1 protein-coding gene is annotated in these 814 nt (G+C 31.0%); it reads left to right on the forward strand.

Going from position 1 to position 814, the window contains the following annotated elements:
- Window positions 1–130 precede the first annotated feature (130 nt).
- On the forward strand, window positions 131–424 hold the full coding sequence (locus ACFIO3_RS14405) for a hypothetical protein (RefSeq protein ID WP_375608605.1): 294 nt from the start codon (window positions 131–133) through the stop codon (window positions 422–424).
- Window positions 425–814 lie beyond the last annotated feature (390 nt).

Consider the following 814-nt stretch of genomic DNA (forward strand, 5'->3'; position numbering starts at 1 on the left):
ATTATTTATACAGTATTTTTATTTACATTTTTAAAATTTATCTTTGACATTTCTCTAAAAATACGCGATAGCCATTTAAAATGTATCATTTTGATACTACTTTTAATGTAGATAATTAAGAAGAATTAATATGTTTGGTTCATTCAACACATTCGGTCATATAGCGACAAAGCCTTCTTTTGGTCATTCGCACAATTCAAGACCTATTCATGGAAATGCATGTAGCGTTAGTGGTTTTGCTAATGACATGTTTTCACACTCCACTCAACTAGCAACTGAGGGAGAACTAACAGGTGCAGCAGGAGGGTATCTGTTTGGAAGACTACAAGGTGCTCTTACAGGTGGAGTTGTAGGTTTTGGAGGGGGACTCATTGGAGGTGCTCTTTACGGCTTTGGACAATCAGCTTGGAATTGTCGGTTCTAATTTATAGAGAATAGCAACAAAGATATCTCTGAAATTAGTAGTTTTGTAAATATATTTGAAAGAATATACCAAAGTTAAATATCTACATCTTTGGATAAAATATTTTTCAGGGATATCTATTGTGGATCACCTCTTATAATCAGGGTTTTTTATAATGAATATTCGTTACGAAATCATAAGGCTGTTTTGCATTCTCTTTGTATTCATCCCTATATATGCTATTGGTTTTAAAAAATTGGTGGTTACAGTTGGAAAGTAGCTATAAAAACAACATTATATACAGTAATTATGTTCATTATTTTTGATAGTTTATGTAGATATTTTGGTTTATATTAATATTTAGTAAATTTATTCTTTTAAAAAGCATTCTCATTCCCTCTCCTTTATAGG

The organism is Bartonella sp. AD328YNZD (genome assembly GCF_042196425.1).